Below are 17,998 nucleotides of genomic sequence, written 5' to 3'. Positions count from 1 at the left end.
TCATTCAAATGCAACTGAAGAAAGGAATCGATCGTTGTTATGAAACTTGCTATCGGTATGCGCAATCTGAAAACAGCACTCGCTGTACTTATCTGTCTACTTATCTCACAGACGTTTCATTTGGAATATCCTTTTTACGCGGTGATCGCCACGATTATTGCGATGGAAAATTCGATTACAAGCTCTTATACGGTCGGCAAAAATCGGGTGATGGGTACGATTGTAGGGGCGAGCTGTGGGTTTGTGTTTGCGCTAATTGATCCGTACAGCGCTGTTTTCTCGGCGCTTGGTATTGTTGTCGTCATTTATGTATGTAATTTGCTCAAATGGAACAAAGCCATTTCGATCGCCAGCATCGTCTTTTTGGCGATTATGCTTAATTTGCGTCCTGGTGAAAGCCCACTATTTTACGGGCTCAATCGAATGCTGGATACGTTAATTGGCATCAGTGTGGCAGTTACGGTGAATTATCTTGTTTTTCCACCTAAACATGAGCGTTATATGGAGCGGCAACGCAAAATTTTGCGTCGTCATCTAACACAACTGGCGCATGAATTGTTACGACAAGGCGGAGGAGTGCATATCAGCTCGCTTAAACAAGATATGTCTGAGCTGGAAAAGGTGTATGAAACGTACACATCCGAATTTCATCTGAATATAAAAAAGCGGACGATGATGGCGCATTTGGAAGAAGAAATCGATATGTATCACAATATGTATTCACATATGCGCCAGTTACGGCTACTGACCGATGAGCCATCACTTGAAGCCGACGCTAAGCCGGATGTGCACTTCAATTGCTCGCGCCCGTTAACTATGCATGGCGAAGATTTGCTGATGATTTATCGTTATCATGTGCGCTGTATTTTACAGGAATTGCAGCAACTTGGGCTAATGCTGCCAACGCATATTGCACCGCCGTTAAATTTACATCCTGAAGCACCGCAGCCTCATAAGATCGAGCACGATGCAGCTACCTGATCGCTCGCACCTTACAAATACGATCAGTTCAATCTGTTTGCTGCATCGTAATCGAATCTGTGATGTACATCGAATTAACAAGCTGTCATTCCGGCAAACGATGTACTTACGATTATTATTCACAATTATAAGCTGTACCGCATAACATCTGTAACGTGCATTGCTTACTTCAACATAGCCGCTTTTACGCGCAAAATTTGCCCGGCAGACGCAGCAAGCGGTTTGGTGTCTGTACCCAAACCAAAATAAAAGTCACCGTTCAGTAGTTCCAGCGATTTGGCATACGTATCACGCTTGAATTGCAATACCGGATACCATTGTTTCAGGTTACGTGTTTTGTACACACGGTTCATATAGCTGCCATCCGCTTGCTTACTGTATGCCAATACATACAGCACATTGTCGCGCACGAGCAGATCGGTCGGAATCGCTTGCGCATCCGGCAATTGTACGCGTTTACCCTCATTAACATTGCTGGCTGCAATTAGCGCCTCCGGCATCGTTTGCGAATCATTGTACAGCTCCCCGGCAATGTAAACGAGCTGATTGTTGACGACAACCGTTTTGCTAATACGACTATACGGCGTTTTGCCAGCTTGTTGCACAAAGCTCATGCCCGGCAAAATATGCTTGCCGTTCACTTTTTGCTGCGTTGCCTTTAGATTCGAATCAATCGCCAGCACATGGGTTTCATCGCCCCAAATTTGGTTGTCCGGCATAATGATTGCGGCGGCATACAGCTTGCCTTTAAACTGGAAAAACTTATAGGCACGGCTACCATAACTATCAATCCGGGCAAATGGCTCCCATGTCTTGCCATCATCGCCTGACATCATTACGACCGGACTATCTTCCGTTCCAATAGCGGCAAATAGCTTGCCTCCATAATAGGCTAAATCATACACATGCAGCGCATTCGGAATATTTTGATACTCCGTCCAGTTGCCATTGCCCCGTTCATAAAAATTACCGTATTTCCAGCCCGGTACGACCGAATCATTACCCGGTATGTACAGCTTGCCTTTTATAATTTTAAACGTATCGATCTGCTCATCAGCCGTAACGTCTCGGGTGACCTTTTTGCCTGTTTTGCTGTCCATCGATACGACTTGCTCGGTTACAAATTGGCTTGTCGCAGGATCAAAATAAATGATCGGTACGGGGCCGGCATTGGGCGAAGGCCCAGAATTGCTACTGTTGCCGCTGCCGAGATAAATTTTGCCGTCATACACTTGCATATCCCACACATTGCGTGCATAGGGGCCGCCTTTAAACGGCTGTCCAAGCTGTTCGATGGTGGATGTAACATCCACACCGGAAGATGTTGCAGCAGCATGAGCAATGGGCGCATGATTCGAAGCAGGCAATACGACACTGCTGCTTAGCAATGCGGCACTAATGCCTAATATAGTCGTCGATCGGAGCAAGTAACGTCTCCTATTCATAAATATCCTTCCTCTCTGTCAGTAAAAGTAAACAGCTCGTCTGAATTTGGTATTGTTCGATCCCTCCAGTTCCGATTGCATGTTATCCATATGTTTAAAGTCAGTGGCAACAGCTCATGTACCGCAAAGAACGTTCGTTTTCTTCACAAGTAAGCGTATGCAGCCATTATCTACATGCACTATAACATATTTACCAGTAAGATGCGAAAATGACAAAACGATGCAAAAAGGCTGTCCCACTAAAGGAACAGCCTTGCTTAAACGGTATACTATTAGTTTAAAAGTCAGATAGCTTACCACATCACATCATAGCGCTAAAAACAGTGCCCTGCACTTGATTATCGCTTAATCTTTATGCAGCAATGCTTCACCAGCGATGCCTGGCTCGGTCATTTGATACGGATCGAGAATGATGTTCAGTTCTTCCTCGGTCAACACATTGTACAGTAAGCACAGCTCACGCACCGATTTACCGGTCTGAATCGCTTCACGGGCGATCCGCGATACGACCTCATAGCCCAAATGCGGATTGAGCGCAGTAATGACGCCAACGCTACGCTCCACATATTGACGGCAACGTTCCACATTCGCCTGAATACCATCCACACAATGCAAACGGAATACGGTAAACCCTTGTTTCATAATTTCAAGCGATTGCAGCAAATTGTAGACGAGCACAGGCTCCATCACATTCAATTCCAGTTGCCCGGCTTCGGACGCAAGGCAGATCGTATGGTCATTACCGATCACTTGGAAGGCAATCTGGTTCACCACTTCACACATGACCGGATTGACTTTGCCCGGCATAATCGACGAACCTGGCTGACGTGCCGGCAAATTCAGCTCATTCAAGCCTGCATATGGCCCGGATGCCATCAGCCGAATATCGTTCGCCACTTTGGACATATTCATCATACAAATTTTCAAGGCAGCCGATACTTCGGTATAGGCATCGGTATTTTGCGTGGCATCGACTAGATGATCCGATGCTGCCAGTGGAAAGCCGCTAATATCCGCCAAAATTTCAGCGACACGTACAATGTAGCGGCGATCCGCATTCAGCCCGGTGCCGACAGCGGTTGCCCCCATATTAATGTGCAGCAAATTTTCGCGCGTATTTTCCACACGCTGAATATCGCGTCCAAGCACGCGTGCGTACGACTGAAACTCTTGACCGAGACGAATCGGTACAGCATCTTGCAAATGCGTACGTCCCATTTTGATGACCGTATCAAATTCATCCGCTTTGAGCTGAAATGAATGCTGCAACTCACGCATCGCCACCAGCAGCTTTTCGATCATCGACAATGTAGCGATATGAATCGCTGTCGGGAACGCGTCATTGGTCGATTGTGCCATATTCACATGATTGTTCGGACTAATATCGACATAAGCGCCTTTTTCCTTGCCCATAATTTCAAGCGCACGGTTGGCGATCACTTCATTTGTATTCATATTGATTGACGTGCCCGCACCACCTTGAATCGGGTCGACGATAAACTGATCGATCCAACGACCTGCCAAAATTTCATCGGCTGCCTGTACGATCGCTTCACCTTTTGGTCCATACAGACGGGATAGCTCCATATTTGCCAGCGCAGCGCCCTTTTTGACCATCGCCATCGCGCGGATTAGTTCAGGATGCAGTTTTTGCCCGGTAATCGGAAAATTTTCCACTGCACGTAGCGTCTGAATGCCATAATACGCTTCATCGGGAACTTCTTTGGTGCCAAGAAAATCCTTCTCTATTCTCACTACTCATTCCTCCGGCTGTACATTTTACAATAACAGTCCTATTATACGTCTGGCTTGCATAACGTTCCAGTAAAATCCAAAATTTAATATTTGCCCCCCATCCTATCGTTCCAGCTTCACTTTGTCTAGCGCGAGTAGTGCGCCACCGATCAGCTTTTTCTCTTTTTTGGTCACCGCCTGTTCCAGCTCGCTTTCCAGCAAACGCCGGGTATGCTGCACCTCATCATCATGATTAAAAATAAGCTGCACATCGGCAAAGCGCGCCAATGCCGTAATCGCAACTTGTCGCTGTACACCGCTTCCATTTAACCACTGCACGACATCTTGCGCCGCCGGAGCGGATATTGCAAACAATTGATCCCAACCATCGTACGGATAACTGACACGTTGCCGACGAGACATCCATTCAATAACTTTGCGGCTATGAAATGGTTTAAGCCATGCATTTGCCGTATATCCATTCAAACGGCTCGTGTCTTCCAGCTGCTCCAGCTTGGACAAAACAAGCTCCAATCCTTCCTGCTCCGGCAAACAACGCGCTGTCAAATAGGCGAGTATCGAAGCATTGATGCGCTCATCGGGCACAGCTTGCCATAACGAACGAACCCAGTCTGCCGCATGAGCGCCGCATAGATCGCCCGCATATTCCAGTAGCGCTTCCCGTACACCGCGATCGGATTCCTGCCGAATGCGCTCCTGCCATGCTTGCAGCACCCGCTCCGGCGCAAAAGCGTCAAATGCAGCACGCAGTTCCGCATGTACTGCACCCGACACTTCTGTATAACGAATGAGCCGTTCCAATGTATGGCGCGCCTCAGCCAGTGTTAGATGCAAATAATCATGCATCCATGCTCGCCAGTATGCGGTATGAGGATGCTTCACATTTAATCCGCTATAATCGGTAAATGGCTCATACTGCCATGATTCGGCGCCGATCCCATAAAGCACATGGATTCGTTCCAAAAACTCCTGTAGCGAGCCTGCCAGAAAGCGAAATTCTCCTGTCTCATGATTCCAGCTTAACACTGCCGGAGATGCGGATTGCCCTTGCATATCAAGCACGAGACTATCGCCATTATGCGCCTCATAAAATGCCAAATAACGCAAAGAATTTCCCGCTGCTTCCAGCATCCACAAATCAAGCCAGTCAATCGTTTGCAACGACCAGCCCCAATCGCCATTCGCATCAAACGGAATGACCGCTGTAGGCGGTAATGTCCAACACATCCATGATTCGGCAGCGACCAATAGCGCTTGCCTTAACTCTGTAGGCAACAACACACCAAGCCGTTGCTCCAACTCGATCAATTGCGACTCTGTTGCCGGTCGTTCCCATTTCATAACTATGTCTGCACCTTTTTGTTGCAAACGTTCAAGCAGTTCACTCCACTCGGACTGCCACCGCTCCAATTGTTGCTGAAATGTCATCGCTATCATCCCTTCATCCGTTAACGCTCTTAGCTGCTAACTAGCCTAATCGGTATATTGTATTGCACGCGATTTATTCGTTACATTGCATATAAATATACTATGCCTACTTTTTAGCAAAAATACAATCTTGGAAACTAATTACAGTCGTTTTATTACCTGATCGCATTGCTTCCAATCGCCAATACGCAAAAAACCGTAGCCTGTTGGCTACGGTTCATCTGCCTATTCATCGTATTACACTTGCAGTGTATAGAACGATTCCAGCTGACGTACCACTTCATCTGTATTATGATCGATGACCGTTTGATATTGTGGCATATCGAACAATGCGGCGATCGGGGCAGGAAATTGCTGCTTAATATCACATAGTACGATCGCTTCATCAAATTTGGCAGGATGTGCGGTCGCGAGTGTTACGCACACTTCACCAGCACCATTGTGCTGCTCATACGCCGCGATTCCGCAGGCGGTGTGCGGATCAAGCAAGTAATCGTACTGCTGTTTGTATTTGCGGATTTCTTCCAGACATTCCTCATTCGACGCTCCATGAGCCGCAAAATCTTGCTGTACCCGTGTCAGATCATCACCGGACAGCACAATTTTGCCTTCATGTTGCAATTGCTGCATATAAGCGGCTACTTTTGCTGCATCGTTACCGAGGAAATAATACAAATAACGCTCAAAATTGCTCGCCACCTGAATGTCCATCGACGGGCTATGCGTGCTGCGGAAATCACCCGGCTTGTATTCGCCTGTTTTTACAAACCGTTCCAAAATATTATTTTCATTCGTAGCAATGATCAGCTTGTTGATCGGAAGCCCCATCTGCTGCGCCAAAAAGCCGGAAAAGATGTTACCAAAGTTACCGGATGGCACGCAAATATTAATCGGACGGCCTGCCGCTGCTGCTTCGGCACGGAAGTAAGCGTAGAAATAATACACAGTTTGTGCCAAAATACGAACAAAGTTAATCGAGTTAATCGCCCGCAAATGATGTTGCTTTTTGAATGGCAGATCAGCAAATAGGTCTTTGATCACTTTTTGGCAATCGTCAAAATTGCCTTTGACCGACAGATTGAGCACATTTTGATCGTCCACCGTCGTCATTTGCAATTCTTGTACCTTGCTTACACGGTTGTGCGGATGCAAAATACAAATTTTAATGCCTTCTTTGCCGCGTACGCCTTGAATAGCAGCCGCACCGGTATCACCGGACGTTGCGCCGAGAATGTGAATGACTTCGCCGTATTTTTGGGAAATGTACGAATAAAACTCGCCCATAAATTGCAGTGCCACATCTTTAAACGCAAACGTTGGGCCGTGGAACAGCTCCATAATATGAAGCGAATCGTTAATTTGGCGTACCGGCGCTACTTCTGGATGGCGGAAATTGGCATAGCTGCGTTCTGCCAACTGGCGCAAATCGTCCGCCGGGATTTCGTCTTCTACATACAAGGCAAATATATTCAGAAACAGATCGATATAACTCAGCTTACTCCATGCGTGCAGCGTGTCGGCAGATACGACCGGCACTTGCTCCGGTACCATCAAACCGCCATCATCGGCAAGCCCCATCAGTACAGTATCGATAAAGCCTTTTGGCTCAACTTGTCCTCTCGTGCTGATATACTTCATATTGTTCCCCCAGTTAACGATAGTATTCATCCGTATGCCTGGCATATGCAGATGATGCAAAATTGATTAACTCCTATCATACATTGTCACAGGTCTGCATCCAAGCATTAATTTGATAAAGTTCGGACATGTTGGATAAGATACGCTGATTGTCAAACTATATATCGGTTGAGTCAATTATTTTTACAATAAATTGTACGCGATTAATCAAAATTGCTCAAAAAATTACACTTCCGCTATCAGCAGATAGCCTCTATTTTCTTCGCTATTCTCTGCAAAATAGCATTCATATAAACCGCAATTAAATTGGTAACGTTTACATTATTTTGGCATATTAACTAACTGGCTAGCATGTCCGATATACTTTTTGACAACGTATTTTGAATCAGAGAGGAAATCGCCAATGCCTACAATTACACATTGGAAAAAAATTAGCCTGCTAATCATGTTAGCTGTACTTTTACTGCTTAGCGCTTGTTCCAATCAACAACCCGTCGCTTCAGCGGATGCGGGCAGACTGAAAATAGGGGTCATATTGTCTGATGTCGGACTTGGTGACCAGTCATTCAGCGATGGTGCCTTTAACGGTTTAATTCGCGCGCGTGATGAAGGTAAAATTCTGTTTGATTACAGAGAGCTTTCCGACACTAAAACGTATGACGAAGGTTTCAATCAGCTGCTTGCCACTCCTAATGATCTCATTATCGGACTCGGTTATGCGGTAAAAGACAGCCTGGAAACCGCTGCCAAAAGCCATCCAAATCAACAGTTCATTTTGGTCGATGCAACGTCAGACTTGCCGAATGTCGCTTCTATTACGTTTAAGGAAGAAGAAGGTAGCTTTCTGGCGGGCGCACTCGCCGCTATGGCAAGCAAAACCGGTAAGCTCGGCTTTATTGGTGGCATCGATATCCCGCTATTGCACAAATTCCAAAGCGGATTTCAGCAAGGAGCGCTAACTATCAATCCATCCGCCAGCTTTGAGATCAACTATACCGGAGATTTTGGTAAACCTCAGCTTGGCACTGCCGCTGCAAGCCAAATGATCGCTAACGGCGCCGATGTCATTTATACGGTTGCCGGATTGACCGGTATTGGCGGACTGGAAGAAGCGCAAAAAAAGGGGATTTACTCGATCGGTGTCGATAGCGATCAATTTTTCCTCGCTGAAAAATCGGTCATTTCGTCGATGGTCAAAAATATCGATGTCGCCCTATATAATGCAACGAACACCTACATTCAAAACAACAAAACATTCCCGCAAAAAAATATGGTATTCGGTTTGCAAGATGGCGGCGTCGGTCTGGCACCGATCCATCTGGTTGAGCTATCTACCGAACAGCAAAAACAGCTGGAAGACTTGAAGCAAAAGCTAATTTCCGGCGCGATCAAAATTAAGCTGCAAGGCTCGTAACGCGTACAGCCTTTACTTTTTAACTACTGGAGGAAATCCCCCATGAAATTACAAGGAAAATTGGTGCGAAATGCGCTCATCTCGTTGCTCGCTTCGCTCATACTGGTCGGTTATATTATCTTCCAGCTGTTAAGCATTAACGCACAAGCGAGCGATCTTGTGCCTAATATGCTGAACGTGCAGCAACTCGATAGCGATCTCGTTCTGACCGGACAGGCGCTGAACAACTATTCCTTTTCCATATCCGAAAGCAATCGTGCGATCGTGGAAAAACAATTGCAAAAAGTACAAACAACATTGGATGCGCTACGCTCGTCCGGCTTGCCAACAACTGCCGAGAATGAGTTGGTGTCACGGGTGGACAGCAAATTCAAACAGCTTGCTACAGCGAGCACAACCGCCATGCAAAATCGTGATAGTGCAGAAGCGAAGCGACAAAGCATTCGTATCGAAGGCATTCAAAACGATGTGTATTTACTAAAATTGCAGACGAAAGCGGACTATAATAACTATACCGCTGAGCTGAGTTCCAGCATTAGCCTAACTTGGAAAATCGCGCTTATAGGCGCAATCGTACTGCTAATCGCTGTCGGTATGTTCAATACATATACCGCTAGACAGCTTGCCCGCCGTACAGGAATATTGACCGCTGCAGCGAAGCGCATTGCCGATGGTGATCTGACCGTCAAGCTGCAAACCGCCAAAGGGCAAGATGAACTGGATGAGCTAAACCGTTCGTTCCATCAAATGATTGCCAACTTGCGCAGCATCGTCAGCTCGATCGGTGAAGCTGGTAATCGGGTTGACGATATGGCACAAGATATCGACCGCAGCAACGATCGCATGCAAGATATCGTAAGTCAAGTCGCACTATCGGTTGAAGAACTTGCCGTCGGCAGTCAAAAAATCGCTGAAGACTTGAGCGTAACGGTCGAAGTTGTCGATCAAATGCAGGACAAATTCCGCACTAATTTGGAAACGACATCCGCATCAGCCGCATACAGCAATGAAGTGCTGCACTCCATCGAACAAGGCAGCGGCAGAATGCAGCAGCAGCTTGCCATTGTGACCAGCAACCGTGAAGCGATGAGCGAATTGCAGCAAACGGTCAAAACGCTGGAACATAATGCTGGTCAGATCGCCAACATGACACAGCTTGTATCCGATATCGCTTCGCAAACGAATTTGTTATCGCTGAACGCTTCCATTGAAGCGGCACGCGCTGGAGATGCCGGACGCGGCTTTGCCGTCGTGGCAGGTGAAGTGAAAAAGCTTGCCGATCAATCGGTAGCAGCAGCACGCCAAATTTTTGCAGCGGTCGAAGCGATTACGTCCGCTGTGGGCAAAGTGAACACATCAGTAACGAATAGCGTCGAACTGTTCGTGCAACAGGAGCAGGCGACCGTACTGACCGATGCCTCATTTGCCGAGATCAGCGAGCAGATGAGGCAAATCGCCTCGCATATCCACCGTTTGTCAGACGATATGCAAAGCTCGCATGAACTAAGCAATCAAGTCCAACAAGCGATTGAAAACATCAGCGCCATCACCGAGCAATCGGCGGCAGGCAGTGAACAAATTACCGCTTCAACGGTCGAGCAGCGGCATGCTTTCCAACAATCGAGCGAGCTAGTCAAACAATTGCGCCAAATTCGCAGTGAAATGCATCACGAACTGGATCGCTTCCAGCTGGATGAACGTGCCACCGCTGAAGCTGCTGGGCACAAACAACAAGCATCAGCCGCTAGTTCAGTAACGATACCTGATCTCGCGTTGACACCAACAGACAACATCGGCAACGCTAGTCAGCCATCAGACAGCACACAAACTGACAAGCGTGCAGTGTAGTCAAAAACGCATATACTAACCAAAGATTACACGTACGTACAGAGTAGGCATGCGCATATGATGAGCAGCATCTGCCAACGTTTGCGCTCTCGCTTTTCGAAGGATTCGATTGTAGCGACGACTCACATGCCGCTGATGAGGCACATTATGCGGCTGCAATCGCTCCATAGCGCGCAATCGCTCCATAGCGCGCAATCGCTCCATAGCGCGCAATCGCTCCATAGCGCGCAATCGCTCCATACAAAAACCCTCTTTCTTTTATAAAAAGAAAGAGGGTTTTTTCATACGATCATAAAGACATCCATTTGCTTCACTACCAAAATAGTAGCGTATGCCAGCAACAAACAGTCGTTTTAGTTGCTCAATGTTTAACAACGCGTGTATTGCTCACACTAGCTTCCGATAGCCCAATGTTTTGCTTCGTGGAAGCTGGAGTTGCCGTTACCGCAGACAGCTCGGTTGGCGCGGCTGTAGCGTCCATCGTATAACGAAACGCCAGGAAATAAGCCAAACCGACGAAAATCGCCCCGCCAACTACATTACCCAAAAATACAGGCACAAAGTTTTCAACATATTGCAGCCACGTAATGTCCGAACCGGCAAAAATCGCTGCCGGAATAACAAACATATTGGCGACAACGTGCTGAAAGCCGATCGCGACAAACGCCATAATCGGGAAAAAGATACCGGCATATTTGCCAAATGAATCTTTGCTACCATAAGCGATCCAGACCGCCAGACAGACGAGCCAGTTACAACCGATCGCTGATATAAACGCTTCGACAAAACTATCGTGTACTTTCGCATGCGCGATCGCCAGCGTTTTCGCCAGGAAATCGCCTTCTGTCAGTCCAACTACATGCCCGAAAAAGTAAGCGACCGCAACCGCACCGACAAAATTCGAGATCAGCACAAGCGCCCAGTTTTTCAGCAACTGCATAATCCCGATCTTTTTGGAAAATAAAGCCGCTGCCATCGTCATCATATTACCGGTCAACAGTTCAGCTCCTGCCAATAGGGTTAACATCAAGCCAACCGGGAAAATTGCCGCCCCAAAAAATCCAGCTAGCGATCCCATTTCCTTCGGCGCAGTGCCGATTACGCGGATATCCGCCAAAAATCCAAGTGAAATAAAGGCACCGCCCAGAAAACCAAGAATCAGTACCGTCCATACAGGCAGCTTCGACTTTTTGAAACCAACTTCAGCGGACATCTTCATAATTTCCTGCGGTGTATAATAAGCCATTGTAAATCCTCCATCCATATCATCTTCGTTGTTAGCATACGGTTGTGTGCAGACAGGAATTCGCTTGTTGTTATTACAGTTCCGGCGCCAGATTGCAATGTCGAACAGCGAATCATTACAACACAAAAAACCACCATAACAAGCCCTCATCCTGCTGACATAAGACATGTGTCACAACATGCAGAGGAACTGGTAATGCTGGTTAACTCCCTTACATTTCCCTATAAGGTCATCAATCAACGGTATTGCATTTACGCTTAAAGCACAAACATCACATGAGTATGCTCCAAGCCAGCTTAAGCTGCTTTCTAAGATTACTGGACAGCCTATTGTTTGTCAATCTTGTGACAAAAAAATAGAAGGCAGCTCGCCTTCTATTTCTATTTCTATTTCTATTTCTATTTCTACTTCTGTTGGCGTCTTATCTTATTTTATCTTCATTCTATCGCTGTACGCTTTTCTCGTCGTTTGCGCAGCAGCTTATATTTCCATTCACGCGCAGTCGTTAACTTTTAGGCTGGCAAAATTGCGCAAATTAACCGCCGATATGCGACATTTCCACTTTGGCACCAGTGTGCCGATCCGGCGCGGCTTCCGTACCACGATCAAGCGAATATCGATCATGACGACCGTTCCAAATGTCCGACACTTGTTGGGCAATTTCTCCATCGCTTTGATCAGAGCGCAGCAATGCCCGTAGATCATGCCCACGTGTCGCAAACAGACATGTATACAGCTTGCCTTCCGCCGACAAACGCGCCCGTGTACAAGAGCCGCAAAACGCTTCTGTCACCGATGAAATAAAGCCGATCTCCCCTTTACCATCGCTAAATCGATACCGTGTCGCCACTTCGCCATCATAGTTTGGCGCCACCGCTTCAAGCTGCCAATGCTCGCCAATTCGATCAAGCAGCTCCTGCTTGCTGACCACATGCTCACGGTTCCAGCCATTCGTATTGCCCACATCCATATATTCAACCAGGCGCAAAATATGTCCGCGCTCCCTGAAATAATCGACCATCGGTACGACCGCATCTTCATTGGCGCCGCGCTGTACGACCATATTCACCTTGACCGACAACCCTGCGGCTGCCGCTGCATCAATGCCTTCCAATACCGGTTTCACCCGGCTGCGCCCGCCATTCATTTGCAAAAATAGATCGTCTTCCAAACTGTCCAAACTTACCGTAATCCGGTGCAAACCGGCTGCTTTCAGCTCGGTTGCTTTGCGTGCGAGCAGACTGCCATTGGTCGTAAGCGACAGATCGTCCGCCCCAAGCGCAGACAGACGCTCAATAATGCTGGCAAGGTCTTTGCGCAATAATGGCTCACCACCGGTAATGCGTAGCTTTTGCGTCCCTAACCCGACAAAGATCGCGGCAATACGCCCTATCTCCGCTTCACTTAGTACATTGTCATTGGACAAAAACGCATAATCTTTGCCAAAAATCTCCTCCGGCATACAATACCGGCAGCGGAAATTGCAGCGGTCTGTGACGGAGATGCGTAAATCCCGCATAATACGGTTATGCTGATCATAGATAGCCATGCGTCTCTCCTCCAATCCTCGCTTCATAATCCAATATATAATAAGGCGCCTACCGTTCCCCCTACCCGCACGCGCCATTGCGCCGGACAAAAGAAACGGTATCGCCTGAAAGTGATTCCTTTTAGGATAGCACAGAGTTTTCGTGCTTGTCCGCATATTCTTTCATACGCTGTGGATGGGTATACACATTACAGCTTTCCCCACGAATAAAACCGACAGTCGTAATGCCCAGATGATCCGCCAAATCAAGCGCCAGTTCGGTTGGAGCGGACTTGGACAAAATAATTTCACAACCGATCTTCGACACTTTAGTCAAAATTTCCGATGAAATGCGCCCGCTAAAGGCGATGATTTTCCCTTGCAAATTCAGTTCGTTTTTCAGACACCAGCCATAGATTTTGTCGAGTGCATTATGACGACCGATATCGCTGCGCGCCAGCAGCACACCATCCGCATCGCATAATGCAGCCGTATGCACCCCACCGGTTTGTCGGAACAGCTCGCTTTGCTGCTGCACCTCATCCATCAGCTTAAAACATTGCTGAAACGTCAGCTGCACATGGATTTCATCCATTCGTTTTGCCGTCCGTGCATCATTAAAAAAAACGAACCCCTGGCGGCTTGTGCCACAACAGGACGTAATATAGCGCTTGGTAAACAGTTGCCGATGCTGCGGTTTCCAGCGCTCGGTACGCACATGTACAAAGCCTTCCTCCTCCTGTACCCATAACTCGCCAATATCGTCATACCGCTGAATAACCCCTTCTGAAGCGAGGAAACCGATCGTCATATCTTCCACATACTGGGGCGTACAAACAAGGGTCACAAATTCCTCGCCATTCACCTTTACAGTAATCGGTTGTTCGGACACGACCACATCTTGTTTTTCCTCCAGTTGTCCGCGTTCATAGCGGATCATCGTCCGTTGCTGTTTAAACTCCGCGTTCATCATATCATCCCTGTTCAATATTTTTGTCAAACACAAACACGGAGATGGCAAAGTCATCTTCCACTTTTATATCGGTAAACAGATGCTGCAGCTTTGAACCGCACAGCTCCTCCATTCCGTCCGGCACATGTTGCTCATACAGCTTTTGTACCATCTGCGTACGAGCGCGATGTACCATCTCTTTGCCCTCTGCCGTCCTGGCAATAAATTTCTCGGTTGGCGTAAAATTGCCCCACATTTTCGTAATCGCCATATTGTCAACAAAGGTCGTATGAATGCGTTCTGGTCCTTTGCCAAATGTATCTTTGCGCACTTTACGTACGATTTCGTTAAATGCTGCCTCTTTTTTCATCGTTATTCCTCCCTGCCTGTCGTTGCCTAGCGGTACGTTAATGATCATACACTTCATATTTTGAAATTCAAGTGCCGCTGTATTTCCCTTAAGTTTACAGATTACGCCATTCCTTGTCATGTTAAGTTTGAACAAGTTGTGTCTTGAATTTCCATTCAGGAGGAGTATAATGTGTTTAGTCACATGATTGTCAATCATTTCGGATTGATTGGTTAGTATGTCATTGCTAACGAATTACTCCACTTTAAACTTGCTGCCTGATCCAGGCGGCGACTTTAAGGTGGAGTTTTTTTATGCCCTGTTCCGTATGATCACAGTGTTCAGGATGACCGACCTATGCTGGCTCTGTACGCATCGGTGCGATCGATCCGTTTACAACAAAACGCTTGATTACATCAAATAAGCAAATTAATTACAAAGGAGTTTCCCTATGAATGAATCCTCATCCGTCCAATTAACGATTAATGGACAACATTACGAAGCACAGCCCGGCATGACCGTGCTGCAAGCGATTAATCTCGCCCAAATCGAGCATCCGCAAATATGTTATGTGCCGGAAGTCGATCCGATCCAAACCTGTGATACGTGTATCGTCGAAATTGACGGCAAGCTGACCCGTGCCTGCTCGACTCCAGTTACGGCAGGCATGAGCGTACAGACTGATTCGCTGTCCGCCAAAGCCGCACAGACCGAAGGCATGGATCGTCTGCTCGAAAATCATATGCTGTACTGCACGGTCTGTGACAATAATAACGGCAACTGTACATTGCACAATACCGTTGAAGCGATGGGCATCGAACATCAGAAATATCCGTACAAACCGAAAGCGCCAGCGACTGAGGTCGATATGTCGCATCCGTTTTACCGTTATGATCCGAACCAGTGTATCGCCTGCGGACAATGTGTAGAAGTGTGCCAAAATTTGCAAGTTAACGAAACATTGTCGATCGATTGGGAAGCGGATCGTCCGCGTGTCGTCTGGGATGACGGCGTCGCCATCAATGAATCATCCTGTGTCAGCTGCGGACAATGTGTCACGATTTGCCCATGTAATGCGCTGATGGAAAAATCGATGCTCGGTCAAGCTGGTTTTATGTCCGGTATCGGTGACAATATGCTCAACCCGATGATCGATGTGATCAAAGAAGTGGAGCCGGGTTATAGCGGCATTTTTGCCATTTCGGAAGTGGAAGCGGCGATGCGGCATACACGCACACGCAAAACGAAAACCGTCTGTACCTTTTGCGGCGTCGGTTGTTCATTTGAAGTATGGACAAAAGGACGCGAAATTCTTAAAGTACAGCCGACTCATGATGCACCGGTCAACGCCATTTCCACTTGTGTCAAAGGTAAATTCGGCTGGGATTTTGTAAATAGCGAGCAGCGTTTGACGACACCGCTTATTCGTCAAGGCGCGGAATTTGTAGAAGCAACATGGGATGAAGCATTAACGTATGTCGCTGACCGTATGCAGGCGATTCGCAATGAACATGGCAGCGACAAAATCGGCTTGATCTCCTCCTCCAAAATTACAAATGAAGAAAACTATGTGATCCAAAAGCTTGCGCGCCAAGTGTTCCAAACGAACAATGTCGATAACTGTTCCCGTTATTGCCAATCCCCGGCATCGGACGGTTTGATGTCGACAGTCGGTATTGGCGGTGATGCCGGTACGATCAAAGATATCGCGGCGGCTGGATTAGTCATCCTGATCGGCTGTGCACCAGCGGACGGTCACCCGGTACTTGCCACACGTATAAAACGTGCACATAAACTACATGGACAAAAGCTAATCGTTGCCGATCTGCGTAAACATGAAATGGCAGAACGTTCCGATCTGTTTATCCGTCCGCAGCAAGGCACCGACTTTGTGTGGATTACAGCGATCACTAACTATATGATCGAACAAGGTTGGCATCAGCCGGCATTTATCGAGCAACATGTCAATCAATACGACGATTATTTGAAGTTAATTGCGCCGTATACACTCGCTTATGCAGAACAAATCACCGGCATTTCCGAAACCGAACTGATTGCTATTGCAGAAATGATTCGGGATGCCGACGGCACAGCGATCTGCTGGGGCATGGGTGTAACACAAAATATCGCCGGTTCCCACACATCGGCAGCGATTTCCAATCTGCTGCTAGCAACCGGTAACTATATGCGTCCAGGTGCAGGTGCATATCCGCTGCGCGGACATAATAACGTACAAGGCGCTTGTGATATGGGTACATTGCCACCGTGGTTGCCGGGCTATCAGCACGTCTCCAATGACGAAGCGCGCGCCAAGTTTGAACAAGCGTACGGCGTACCGATTTCGCCGGTGCCAGGCAAAGACAATATCGCAATGGTCGATGGCATCGCTCGCGGCGAGACGAAGGCGATGTATCTCGTTGGTGAAGATATGGCATGGATCGATTCCAACGTTAACCATGTGCATGAAATGCTGTCACAGCTTGAATTTTTCGTCGTACAAGATGTGTTTCTGTCCAAAACAGCACAATTTGCCGATGTGATCCTACCTGCTGCACCATCGCTGGAAAAAGACGGTACATTTTCCAATACCGAACGCCGTGTACAGCGTTTGTATCAAGTGCTGGAACCGCTTGGCGATTCCAAACCGGACTGGTGGATCACTACCGAGCTGGCAAAAAAATTAGGCTTTGATTGGGGTTATACTCACCCAGCCGAAATTTTTGCGGAAATGGCTAGCCTGACACCATTTTTCGCGCAATGTGATTACGACGTACTGGAAGGCTGGGGTAGCTTCCATTGGGGCGCAGCAGATGGTGCCAACACGCCGCTGCTATATACGGATGGCTTCCATTTTCCGGACAAAAAAGCTCGTTTCTCGCTCGTCGACTATGTGCCACCGGTTGAATATCCTGCCGAATTTGATCTGACACTCAACAACGGTCGTCTGCTGGAACATTTCCATGAAGGCAATATGACGAACAAATCACAAGGCATTAATCGCAAACTGCCGGAAGTGTTCGTCGAAGTATCGCCTGAGCTTGCCGGCGAGCGTGGCGTTGAAGATGGCACACTCGTACGGCTAGAATCGCCATATGGCGCGATCAAGTTGCGCGCGGTCATTACAGATCGTGTACGCGGTCACGAAATTTATGTGCCGATGCATTCGACCAGTCACGAAACCGCCGTCAACTTGCTCACCGGTTCGGCAGTCGATGTGCGTACTCATACACCAGCGTACAAACAGACCAAAGTACGGATGCAAATTTTAAATGTAAAAGGCGTCAACCCATTGCCGGAAATTAACCCCCGCTACAAACAACGCCACCCGCAAAATGGTGTCGAAGTACAGCGTAAATGGGATCGCCCTGATTATGTATCACTTGTCGATCTGTAATTGAAATGCTTATTTTTATA

The 17,998-nt window shown here is 47.4% G+C and carries 12 protein-coding genes; 4 read left to right on the top strand and 8 right to left on the bottom strand.

Annotated elements, in window-relative coordinates; translation table 11 throughout:
- Positions 1-39 precede the first annotated feature (39 nt).
- A complete protein-coding gene (locus tag U1I11_RS06140) occupies positions 40-981 on the top strand; it encodes an FUSC family protein (RefSeq protein ID WP_322904730.1) in 942 nt (313 codons plus the stop codon).
- Positions 982-1,145: 164 nt separating this feature from the next.
- Here the strand turns inward: U1I11_RS06140 and U1I11_RS06135 are convergent, their stop codons facing one another.
- From U1I11_RS06135 to thrC, 4 genes are all read right to left on the bottom strand, one after another.
- On the bottom strand, positions 1,146-2,426 hold the full coding sequence (locus U1I11_RS06135; protein WP_322904729.1) for a hypothetical protein: 1,281 nt from the start codon (positions 2,424-2,426) through the stop codon (positions 1,146-1,148).
- Between the two features lie 345 nt (positions 2,427-2,771).
- On the bottom strand, positions 2,772-4,181 hold the full coding sequence (gene aspA / locus U1I11_RS06130) for an aspartate ammonia-lyase (RefSeq protein ID WP_322904727.1): 1,410 nt from the start codon (positions 4,179-4,181) through the stop codon (positions 2,772-2,774).
- A 102-nt stretch (positions 4,182-4,283) separates the two neighbouring features.
- On the bottom strand, positions 4,284-5,609 hold the full coding sequence (locus tag U1I11_RS06125; protein ID WP_322904725.1) for an SMI1/KNR4 family protein: 1,326 nt from the start codon (positions 5,607-5,609) through the stop codon (positions 4,284-4,286).
- Positions 5,610-5,846: 237 nt separating this feature from the next.
- Positions 5,847-7,247: a threonine synthase gene (gene thrC, locus U1I11_RS06120; RefSeq protein WP_322904723.1), complete on the bottom strand. Its 1,401-nt coding sequence runs from the start codon at positions 7,245-7,247 to the stop codon at positions 5,847-5,849.
- A 403-nt stretch (positions 7,248-7,650) separates the two neighbouring features.
- On the opposite strand from thrC, the gene U1I11_RS06115 reads away from it, so the two are divergent.
- Complete coding sequence (locus tag U1I11_RS06115) at positions 7,651-8,661, top strand: BMP family lipoprotein (RefSeq protein ID WP_322904721.1); 1,011 nt, start codon at positions 7,651-7,653, stop codon at positions 8,659-8,661.
- Between the two features lie 42 nt (positions 8,662-8,703).
- Positions 8,704-10,509, top strand: coding sequence for a methyl-accepting chemotaxis protein (locus U1I11_RS06110; RefSeq protein WP_322904720.1), 1,806 nt, complete (start codon positions 8,704-8,706; stop codon positions 10,507-10,509).
- A 361-nt stretch (positions 10,510-10,870) separates the two neighbouring features.
- Here U1I11_RS06110 and U1I11_RS06105 read toward each other — a convergent pair whose 3' ends face one another.
- The 4 genes from U1I11_RS06105 to U1I11_RS06090 form a co-directional block, all read right to left on the bottom strand.
- Positions 10,871-11,755, bottom strand: coding sequence for a formate/nitrite transporter family protein (locus U1I11_RS06105; protein WP_322904719.1), 885 nt, complete (start codon positions 11,753-11,755; stop codon positions 10,871-10,873).
- A gap of 535 nt (positions 11,756-12,290) precedes the next feature.
- Complete coding sequence (gene moaA / locus U1I11_RS06100) at positions 12,291-13,304, bottom strand: GTP 3',8-cyclase MoaA (protein ID WP_322904717.1); 1,014 nt, start codon at positions 13,302-13,304, stop codon at positions 12,291-12,293.
- Between the two features lie 121 nt (positions 13,305-13,425).
- On the bottom strand, positions 13,426-14,253 hold the full coding sequence (gene fdhD / locus U1I11_RS06095; protein ID WP_322905733.1) for a formate dehydrogenase accessory sulfurtransferase FdhD: 828 nt from the start codon (positions 14,251-14,253) through the stop codon (positions 13,426-13,428).
- Between the two features lie 4 nt (positions 14,254-14,257).
- Positions 14,258-14,605: a Na-translocating system protein MpsC family protein gene (locus tag U1I11_RS06090; RefSeq protein WP_322904715.1), complete on the bottom strand. Its 348-nt coding sequence runs from the start codon at positions 14,603-14,605 to the stop codon at positions 14,258-14,260.
- Positions 14,606-15,035: 430 nt separating this feature from the next.
- Between U1I11_RS06090 and fdhF the strand changes: the two genes are divergently transcribed.
- Positions 15,036-17,978 (top strand): formate dehydrogenase subunit alpha, encoded by a 2,943-nt coding sequence (gene fdhF / locus U1I11_RS06085; RefSeq protein ID WP_322904713.1) that lies wholly within the window; start codon positions 15,036-15,038, stop codon positions 17,976-17,978.
- The last annotated feature ends 20 nt before the right edge of the window (positions 17,979-17,998 follow it).

It is taken from the genome of Paenibacillus campi (assembly GCF_034659835.1).
GTDB lineage: Bacteria > Bacillota > Bacilli > Paenibacillales > Paenibacillaceae > Saccharibacillus > Saccharibacillus campi.
This window is presented reverse-complemented; position numbering and strand designations above follow the sequence as displayed.

What these genes read in the sequence shown, in the direction of transcription:
- fdhF (WP_322904713.1), top strand. Translation starts at nt 15,036, where the DNA reads ATGAATGAATCCTCATCCGTCCAATTAACGATTAATGGACAACATTAC.
- U1I11_RS06090 (WP_322904715.1), bottom strand. Translation starts at nt 14,605, where the DNA reads ATGAAAAAAGAGGCAGCATTTAACGAAATCGTACGTAAAGTGCGCAAA.
- U1I11_RS06135 (WP_322904729.1), bottom strand. Translation starts at nt 2,426, where the DNA reads ATGAATAGGAGACGTTACTTGCTCCGATCGACGACTATATTAGGCATT.
- fdhD (WP_322905733.1), bottom strand. Translation starts at nt 14,253, where the DNA reads ATGAACGCGGAGTTTAAACAGCAACGGACGATGATCCGCTATGAACGC.
- U1I11_RS06140 (WP_322904730.1), top strand. Translation starts at nt 40, where the DNA reads ATGAAACTTGCTATCGGTATGCGCAATCTGAAAACAGCACTCGCTGTA.
- U1I11_RS06115 (WP_322904721.1), top strand. Translation starts at nt 7,651, where the DNA reads ATGCCTACAATTACACATTGGAAAAAAATTAGCCTGCTAATCATGTTA.
- thrC (WP_322904723.1), bottom strand. Translation starts at nt 7,247, where the DNA reads ATGAAGTATATCAGCACGAGAGGACAAGTTGAGCCAAAAGGCTTTATC.
- U1I11_RS06105 (WP_322904719.1), bottom strand. Translation starts at nt 11,755, where the DNA reads ATGGCTTATTATACACCGCAGGAAATTATGAAGATGTCCGCTGAAGTT.
- U1I11_RS06110 (WP_322904720.1), top strand. Translation starts at nt 8,704, where the DNA reads ATGAAATTACAAGGAAAATTGGTGCGAAATGCGCTCATCTCGTTGCTC.
- U1I11_RS06125 (WP_322904725.1), bottom strand. Translation starts at nt 5,609, where the DNA reads ATGACATTTCAGCAACAATTGGAGCGGTGGCAGTCCGAGTGGAGTGAA.
- moaA (WP_322904717.1), bottom strand. Translation starts at nt 13,304, where the DNA reads ATGGCTATCTATGATCAGCATAACCGTATTATGCGGGATTTACGCATC.